The sequence below is a fragment of the Streptococcus sp. CM6 genome, from assembly GCF_000526095.1.
In the GTDB taxonomy this organism is placed as follows: Bacteria; Bacillota; Bacilli; order Lactobacillales; family Streptococcaceae; genus Streptococcus; species Streptococcus oralis_BW.
In genome coordinates this window covers 117022-125555 of sequence record NZ_JATS01000026.1, presented here as the reverse complement: position 1 = coordinate 125555, position 8534 = coordinate 117022, and the positions used below count along the sequence as shown (strand labels likewise).

At 36.6% G+C, this 8534-nt stretch carries 11 protein-coding genes; 10 read left to right on the top strand and 1 reads right to left on the bottom strand.

The window, feature by feature from the left end; genetic code table 11:
* Nucleotides 1–384 precede the first annotated feature (384 nt).
* Together HMPREF1516_RS09630 and HMPREF1516_RS09625 are read left to right on the top strand one after the other, a co-directional pair.
* Entirely contained in the window at nucleotides 385–1266 is an 882-nt protein-coding gene (locus tag HMPREF1516_RS09630; RefSeq protein ID WP_000710099.1) for a diacylglycerol/lipid kinase family protein, read from the top strand.
* A gap of 112 nt (nucleotides 1267–1378) precedes the next feature.
* On the top strand, nucleotides 1379–1690 hold the full coding sequence (locus tag HMPREF1516_RS09625; RefSeq protein WP_000422663.1) for a hypothetical protein: 312 nt from the start codon (nucleotides 1379–1381) through the stop codon (nucleotides 1688–1690).
* 52 nt (nucleotides 1691–1742) lie between these two features.
* Here the strand turns inward: HMPREF1516_RS09625 and HMPREF1516_RS09620 are convergent, their stop codons facing one another.
* Nucleotides 1743–2762 (bottom strand): hypothetical protein, encoded by a 1020-nt coding sequence (locus HMPREF1516_RS09620; protein WP_000495212.1) that lies wholly within the window; start codon nucleotides 2760–2762, stop codon nucleotides 1743–1745.
* A 119-nt stretch (nucleotides 2763–2881) separates the two neighbouring features.
* Here HMPREF1516_RS09620 and HMPREF1516_RS09615 point away from each other — a divergent pair, with 119 nt between their 5' ends.
* Genes HMPREF1516_RS09615 through HMPREF1516_RS09580 form a run of 8 tightly spaced genes read left to right on the top strand, consistent with a single transcriptional unit; the run spans nucleotide 2882 to nucleotide 8217 of the window.
* Complete coding sequence (locus HMPREF1516_RS09615) at nucleotides 2882–3388, top strand: YfbM family protein (protein ID WP_033606440.1); 507 nt, start codon at nucleotides 2882–2884, stop codon at nucleotides 3386–3388.
* Between the two features lie 32 nt (nucleotides 3389–3420).
* Nucleotides 3421–4272, top strand: a complete 852-nt coding sequence (locus HMPREF1516_RS09610) for a CbrC family protein (protein ID WP_033606439.1) — start codon at nucleotides 3421–3423, stop codon at nucleotides 4270–4272.
* A gap of 18 nt (nucleotides 4273–4290) precedes the next feature.
* Entirely contained in the window at nucleotides 4291–4773 is a 483-nt protein-coding gene (locus tag HMPREF1516_RS09605) for a hypothetical protein (protein ID WP_002877272.1), read from the top strand.
* An 18-nt stretch (nucleotides 4774–4791) separates the two neighbouring features.
* A complete protein-coding gene (locus HMPREF1516_RS09600) occupies nucleotides 4792–5346 on the top strand; it encodes a hypothetical protein (protein ID WP_001225777.1) in 555 nt (184 codons plus the stop codon).
* A 10-nt stretch (nucleotides 5347–5356) separates the two neighbouring features.
* Nucleotides 5357–5854 (top strand): hypothetical protein, encoded by a 498-nt coding sequence (locus HMPREF1516_RS09595; RefSeq protein ID WP_001265713.1) that lies wholly within the window; start codon nucleotides 5357–5359, stop codon nucleotides 5852–5854.
* 48 nt (nucleotides 5855–5902) lie between these two features.
* Nucleotides 5903–6697 (top strand): DUF4261 domain-containing protein, encoded by a 795-nt coding sequence (locus HMPREF1516_RS09590; protein WP_001010105.1) that lies wholly within the window; start codon nucleotides 5903–5905, stop codon nucleotides 6695–6697.
* Between the two features lie 43 nt (nucleotides 6698–6740).
* Nucleotides 6741–7208 (top strand): hypothetical protein, encoded by a 468-nt coding sequence (locus HMPREF1516_RS09585; RefSeq protein WP_000817466.1) that lies wholly within the window; start codon nucleotides 6741–6743, stop codon nucleotides 7206–7208.
* Nucleotides 7201–8217: a hypothetical protein gene (locus tag HMPREF1516_RS09580; protein WP_000533839.1), complete on the top strand. Its 1017-nt coding sequence runs from the start codon at nucleotides 7201–7203 to the stop codon at nucleotides 8215–8217. The genes HMPREF1516_RS09585 and HMPREF1516_RS09580 overlap by 8 nt, the downstream gene beginning before the upstream one ends.
* The last annotated feature ends 317 nt before the right edge of the window (nucleotides 8218–8534 follow it).

The window sequence follows — 8534 nt, the reverse complement described above, 5'->3', positions numbered from 1 at the left end:
TTAAAGAACTGCAACAGTTTCCAAATCTGAAGAAAGCGACAATTATGACTAGTAATTTTGAACAAGTTGAGGATATTTTTAAGAGTCAAGGAATAAAAGTAGAACTACTATAAACGTCCTTTTTAACTAGATTTAATAAGTTCTCTAAAGAGGGAGTGTCAAAGGATACTAGTAGCAAGCATTCTACTCTACATGATTTTTAACATTGAAAACTTAAAGAACTTTAAGAATTAATATTAAAGCATTATTAGGCAAGAAATCAATCTATTTAAATTCAGGACATTCAATTTTTAGTTTTAAGAATTTAGTTATATAATGGCATAGTATTAAAAAAGCTATATTGAAACTTAATTTTTTATAGTTAGGTTGTAAGGAGAATTATAAATGAAAAAAGCAATGTTAATTATCAACCCTACCTCTGGAGGTGAAAAAGCTCTGGATTATAAGGTGAAGCTGGAGAATAAAGCTAGAGACTACTTTGATGATGTAGAGATTAAAATTACGGAAAAAGCGCAAGATGCAACAAACTTTGCAGAAGAAGCTGCTCGAGAGCAGTATGATGCAGTTCTTGTTTTTGGTGGAGATGGGACTGTCAATGAAGTAATCTCTGGTATTGCTGAGAAAGACTATATTCCTAAACTGGCGATTATCCCAGGGGGAACTGGAAATCTCATTACGAAACTATTAGAAATCTCTCAGGATATTGATAGTGCTATTGACGAGCTTGATTTCAGTTCTACCAACAAGATTGATATTGGAAAATCAAATGGAAATTATTTTGGTTATATCTTTAGTATTGGCTCTTTGCCAGAAGCTATCCACAACGTTGGGATAGAAGATAAAACAAAGTTTGGTATGCTCGCCTATGCGATTAATACCATGAAGTCTGTGGTTACAGATCAAGCATTTAACATTAAAGTTGAGACTGATAATGGTAATTACATTGGCCCAGCCAGTCATGTTTTAGTTCTCCTCACAAATTATTTCGCTGACAAAAAAATCTTTGATGAAGACAAGGATGGTTATGCTAATATTTTGATTCTAAAAGATGCGTCAATTCTTACTAAATTGTCAGTTATCCCTGATTTATTAAAAGGGGATGTTGTCGTAAATGACAATATCGAGTATCTGAAAGCTCGACATATAAAAATCTCTTCAGATAGTGAATTGGAAACGGATGTTGATGGTGACAAATCCGATAATCTACCTGTAGAAATCAAGGTACTAGGTCAGCATATCGAAGTATATTCTCAACCGAAAGAATAAGAATTTTTTAACAGAGGGAAACATACACGGGAGTATCTAGATAAACCATTTTCATGAATAGTTAGAATAGCTCTCATACAAAAACAAGTTGTTGAAGATAAGGAGTAGATATATGGAATTACAAGATTTTACCGAAAAAGAACAAGAAATGATTAAAGAGGGACTAACTTTCTCTAAGCTTAACGATAAGGAAACTGCCGATAAGATTATCGCCTTACTTCCTCAAGATATGATTAAACGGATTCCGTTTTTTGTTAGAAAACATGCTATTACACGTACAGTCAAGAGAATTTCTCTTGAATATCCGGAATTGTACGCTGTTGCTAAACAAGAAGGTCAACTTCCAGAAAAGGAAGCTCAAGAATTGCGACAAATTCTTACAGATATTTTCCAAGAAAAAATGAACAAGCATAAGATTAAGTAGTTTTTAATCATTTACTTAATCTTATACTTGCTCGTATTGAAATGATACTATCTTATTCCCACATACTGTGTTGAGCTCTAACACCATAACTATCTATGGAACCATCTGAATTGAACTTGGCTTCAATCCTGTATCTTTTCCAGAGGTCGTAATCTGCCGTTTGAATGGTTAGGATGTAGTTTGAGTCAGTCTCAGCGACATTGTAATCAGCAGGATTGACTTCAAAGATATCGATTAATTTTCTTGTTTGAAAATCTTGGAGCTTGAGATTTGCTAAACTGACATGATTGATAGAAATCCCCTGCAATTGATGGGCATCCTTAGGCGTTCTATAGTAGGTAATGACACAGTTTTTGAGTTGATCAGTATCTTTGCCAGTAGGAGTAAGGATCATAAAACCATAGGACTGATCTTCACGCTTGATTTCGAGAAGCTGGCCGTAGTAGAAATGGTCGTTTTTTGGATTGGTGATGAAACTCTCTGCGCCTTTATCTCCAAAGGTAAAGCCTTGGTCTAAAAGCTCGGAAGCCTTGGTCTCCCCGATAATGACAGTGGTATCTTGAATGGTTACTGGAACAGGTTGAGCTGGAAGACCACTCATCATCATGCAAAACATAAAAACATAACTCGTTAAAAAGGCTGTCCCGACAAAAGCGTTGGTTGATGCATAGGCATGACTGTTTTGAAAGTTTTTTCTTATAGCTAATACGATTAATTTGCCGATACTTTTTAAAACCATACTAACAAGTACGATAAAAAATTGTTTTTTCAAACATTCATAAATTGCTTGCGGAAAGCTATTGCCACGATAGTAGAAGCCAGCCAATACCAGTAGATTTACGATTAAATAGATCAGCAAGAACCAATGAATCTCTTTAAGGGCATTAGCATCTGTGATTTCTTCATAGTCAACGTGAATTCTACCTTGAATGGCATGGCCGAGTTTATAGATCCATTTTGGGACATCTTTCCCTTGTCTGACCGCAACTACAAGTCTGATATAGAGATAGATAGTAAAGGACAAGGATAGAAAGAAAAGAGCATAAAAACCCAAAACAATACTAGTGAACATTACTATTTCCCCCTATTTAACATTCAATAAAACAATTTCTTAGCTCCATTATAGCATTTTCTAGGGAAATAGAGCTAGAAAGATCCGTATAATACTAACTGATTCAAAGGAGTAAAATCATGGGAATGATTGCCAATTATCAATATTTACCAGACGATGAATTAGATCAAATAAAAGGTCTTTCCAATCAAGAAGATGACTTGTTAGATTTTGCAGAGGATTCCGCTGATAGTCATGATATCTTACTAGATATTGACAAAATGTGGGATGCCTTGATCTTTGTCTTGACAGGATTTAGTAGTTCAGAATTTTTGGATGACAATCCCTTGAGAGAAGCGGTTTTAGGAGTGACTCCTTTAGAAGAAGTGTCTGAGTACATAGCCTATACTGAAAAAAATAAGATAGCCGAAATCATAGAAGCTCTAGAAAGTTTTGACATGCACAGAGCCTTGGAAGACTTTAGTATGGAAGCTTGTAAGAAGGCCGATTTGTATCCTAATATTTGGGATTATCTTGAGGAAGAGGAAGAAATAAAGGATGATATTTCAACCTGCTTTGTCAAAATGAAAGACTTTTACAAAAAGATTCTGGAGCTCAATGGAAATGTCCTAGTTACTATTTGTTAAGATTTTATGTCATCCATTAGGAAGGCGGCCAGATGAATCCATATTTACAAGAATATATCACCCAGACAAGGGAATACCATGCTAAAGATGGAAATCCTTCAAGTGTTGCAGCCCTTTATGATTTGGCTGATGAATTAGCTAAGTCTGATGATTTAGAAGCTAAGAAAGTCTTAGCTGACCTCTATGACCAATTGGGTCTCTACACTAGTGCCTATAGCTTATTGACCGAAATCTTAGATAAACCAGACCGAAAACAGTTAAAGAAACTGAGCCGATTACAAGAAATGAGTCAGAGTCATGGAGACAGATTTGCTCTTTCTCGTCCTCTAAGAAAAGAAGAGAAGAAGCAAAGACAGAAGCTATTACAGTCTTTGCCACATTTTATCTATCATCCAGACCCTTTAGCTACAGGTTCATTTGTTGAAGGAGAAGCTAAGGTTTGTCCATCTTGTGGGAAAGAAAGCAATGTTTATTATGCTCTTAGACCCTACAGTATTGAAGAGGTAGAACATCTCTGCCCAACTTGCATTGCAAATGGTCAAGCAGCTAAAAAATTCGATGCAGAATTTATCCAAGATGCCGAGTGGCAGGGTGAATTGGATCCAGAAAAGAATCAGCTGCTTTTTTGTCAGACCCCAGACTACTCTAGTTGGCAGGGAGAATATTGGCTTTCTTGTTGCCAAGATTATTGTGCTTACTTGGGTACAGTTGGAACTCGTGAATTAAAGGATATGGGAATCGCTGAGCAAGTCTTGGCAGACTATGAAGCGCGTGAAGAATATCAAGAGGTAGAAGATTACTTGGTTAAAGACGGGCCTATCTGTGGCTATTTGTTTAGATGTCTACATTGTCAAAAATACCAGATCTGGGTTGATGCAGATTAAATCGGAATGTGATTCGCTATGAAAATTAAAGAGAAGACTATGGAAGAACTAGAATTATTCGAAGCTGCCTCCAAAGATTTATTTGATACTATGCAGGGATTTAAAGACAATCTATCTGTTCAATTTTCCCTATTAGATAGTGATAACTGGCAGTATGATAAGGGATCGATAAAAGTTTGTAAGGCTGATGAGTCAGGATTCAAAAAAAGATGTAGAGTCGGAATCAGCTACAACTTGAAAGTCTCCCTATTAAACGAAGATGCCGAGCAAATCTGGTTACTGTTTAAAGACTGGTTCAATACTAGCAGATTGGGTCAAGTTGAAAGAAATCCTAATAATGAGGATTTGGGAAGATACGTCTTCTCAGCAAGTTCTCCTCTTGGAGATCAGGTAGATTGTTCCATTTATTTGCCTAATGAGTGGAACATCCCTCAGATTAGCTTTTCAGGCTATCTAACAGCTCGTTATAGGGCTTGTGATCTTGATAAATTGCAAGAATAAGATGGAAGGTTTTTAGAGATGAGAAAGATTGATTGGGACAAGATAAAAACTCGCTTAGATGCCTTGCTGGTTATCGATGAGTATCTAACAGATCCGAGTGAGGATTGGCTTAGACTCGTGATTAAGACTGAGGAAGACTATGGAGTCCGATATTTTATTGACAATGGCTCAGGTGATTCTTTAGATGTGATTTTGACTGATAAAATGATCCTCATGAAAGGCTTTGATCATGAAAGTAGTTTAAGCCAGTTTGCTGCTGACGAGTGGAATCAAGACGTCATTGATGGTTTTTATAAAGGACTGGATGAGAAGTATGTCTCACTTTATTCTGAAGATCAAAAAGATGAAACAACCTTCTTTATCTGGTATGACGGTCAAGCGCATCAACAGACTTACCAAGATCAGGATGGCGGAGAATGGTTGCTTTCTTACCTTTTTGATAGTTTTGAGAGATTTCATGAGTTTATGACAGACTATTATTCAATCACAGTTGATGAAGACTTACTAAGAAAACTTTACAAGGAAGGATCTCTTTCAGATCTAGAATTAAACCAATTAATCCAAGATGATTAAGAGGCTTATTATGAGAGTGAACTATAAAAATACCCCTGAAAACTATCGAGCCATGGCGGAAATAATCATCCCACCCTTGCTTAATTTACTCAAAAGTTTAATCTTGTTAGAAGAGGAAATTTTTGAGCGTAACAGAGCACTGGATAAGGAAAAAGAAGCCCTTAGCATCCCAGCAAATCAGCTTCATCCCAAGTGGAATGAACTTATGGATAACTATTTTCAAAGGCAAATGCAACTTCTAACTGGACGAGTGACTCAAAAATGCTTGGAAGGAGGAGTTCGAAATTCTTATGGCTCCCCAAGTGAATATAACTATGTTCAAACGAATGATTTTTCTGTCGATTTTATCATGACAAAAGCTGAAGAAGCAAGAGTCATCACCCATTATCAAGAAGCTTTAGAAATGAAGCATCAGTTTGTACTTAGATTGGTGGATGGAAATTGGCTACTTGATGAGAAATTTTACGGTTTTGAGGATGAGGAAACTTGGTATGGCGACTTACTTTGAGTAAGAGAGCTTTGCTTTCCAACTGATATGAGAAAAAGGAGAAGTCCTGTGAATTTTTTAAAAAATCTATTTACAAGTAAGAAAGAAAAGTCAGAGAAGAAAAAACAACTGAACTTGTCCATGCCTCTCTTCAAAGGCAAGCAGGCCTATTCTTTAGACCAGGTCGTTCAGGAATTGAAATCTCACTGGGCGCTTGAAATTTCTGAAGTTTCTGGGGATGATTCTAGTGCAACATTTGTGATTGATGGTGCTCTCGTTGCGCTGGCTCTAATGGATTTGCCTATCCCAAGTCAAGAATTTGAAGAATTGTATGCCTATTCTTACCTCTGGCAGGATGTTGAGAAGGATACACAGGAGCACACACAACACGCCATTGTTTCTATTTTGTCTGACGATCTTTCGCCAGTAGAAACTTATTCCCTATTAACTAAAGTCAATACCTCTATCCTAAAAACTAGTCAATCAGCTATTGGTATTTATCAGGGTTCTACCACCTTGCTCTTGCCCAAAGATCTTTATCTAGACCTGGCTGACCTTTTGAAAGAAGAAATGCTTCCCCTTCAACTCTGGATTTATATGGGAATTATCAACCAGGGAGATAAAACTAGTATTTACACTTATGGTTTGAAAGAGTTTGGAAAAACTGAGATTGAAATTATCGAGTCTCTTATGAATAGCGATGACCTATATTATTTTCTCTTGTCTATTCTTCAGTATGTTTTAGGCAGTGATGTCACCTTAAAGGATGGTGAAACCATTGGCTTTTCAGAGGATCAAAAAATCAAAATCACTGAGTCAAAAGCCGTCTATTTGGAAGGAAATTCCTTGAAATTAGATGTTTAAACCATGATTTATAATTGAGTGTCCTTCCTAGATTGGGGGTTTTATGAAGCGTGATATAAACAAGTATTATCTCTACCGATTTCTGGTCTATAGATTTGAAAAACTCTCTTGTAAGAACCCAAGTCTCAAGGAAATAAAACCAGAAAACAGAGAAAAAATCGTTTTAGAGGCTACTCGAACTAGTCAAAAGATTATTCTAGTCCTTGGAATTCTTTATGTTTTTCTAAATTCTGCTATGTTCATTTACCTAAGGCTCAATGATTTTCAAAATCCCTTTTTGACTTGGTTTACTGACTACATCGACTATTTGGGGGTACTGATAAACGGTGAATGGGGCGGTAGTTGGCGTCAAAAGAAAGCTAGTTTTTTGATGATTGCTCTAGTGGCTTTACCCATTGTGCTGATAGAAGGCGGCCCCTTCTTCTTGCTGGTTTTATTGATTGAGAATTGGGTACTAAAGAGAAAGATAAGATTTGTGAGAGAACATAAAGGAGTAGAGAGCCATGGGTAGAACAGTGATTATAGGTACTTTAATTGCTTTTGCAATCTTTAATCTGCTGCTAGGTCTGGGTTTTTATCTCTTTCTAAAAAAGAGGAAAGAGAATGGACAGTCATTGTACGAAACTCCTGTAAATCAACAAACTCGAACAGAAAAACTGGGTCTAGGCGAGATTTTGGTCTACCTGACCCTGATTGCCATCGCAGGGATCTTTGCCTTTCAGACCTTAAATAGAGGCGGTGTGGGGAATTCTATTTTAGCCAAAATGATCCTCCTGCCTGCTCTAATGGCCCTTTTCAATGCAAGAAAACGAACTGGGAAGTCTATGCTTGCCCTCCTTATAACTTTGATGGTCTTTCTAGTAGGAGTCACGTTTAATCTCACGATTGGTTTGCCACCTCAAGCACCGATTTTACAAATTAATGAAAGTAAAATCATTTTAGCTGAAACTAAATCCAGTGAGCTGATGGACGCTGGATTTGACATCTATGTAAGACAGGGCGATGGTGGTAGCGATTATGAAGACCTCCTGACAAGTAACAGTTTCCAAAAGTATCCTGGAGATAAAACAGTTACCATCGAAAAAGGCTTCAGGATTGATAGCAATGCTGTTCCTTACGCTCCCTATCTCCTAGCAAAAGATGGCATAGTACTGGGCAGTATTTCCTTTTACGGTGCTGAGGACCATGATGTGGCTATAGAAGATTCTAAGGTTATTCAGGTTCGATTTAACAAGGACAGTATTGAGGCAGCGAAAAAACATTCTATTACTTTCAAATTAAATGAACTTGACTTGACTACACGACTGGATGTTTCTCTTGTTCAAGAAACTTTCAAGAAGCATCTATGGTCAATTCCGCCATCAAATACAAGTGATGTCACTCAACTATGGTATGGATTAAAGTGGTCCAGCAACAGCGATTCGCTATTTTGGAATGAGTACTATGGTCTCATCCGCCTAGATGAAAATTATATGATGACTGATTTTGAACTAGCTGTTCAAGTAGCACGAGATAAGTAGATAAGATTTTGAATAACTGACTATACTTACGATTCAACAAAGGAACTAATCGATTTAGTTCCTTTTTTTGTTTTTTAATTTCAATTTAAAACGATTTCTTTTTATTGTTGAGTAATATTTCACGAACAAAAAAAGAAATTGTTTAAAAAACTTTCATAAAATACTTTACAAGCTCTTGTAAACATGGTATAGTTATAAGGCTTAGAAAATGAGATGATGTTTTCTAGCAAATATAAACCCGAGTAAAAAATGCCTACGGACAGGCAGGGTTGAATGCCGAAGCGTGGTTGAAAAGCCGCATTATTGATAGGGTTAAA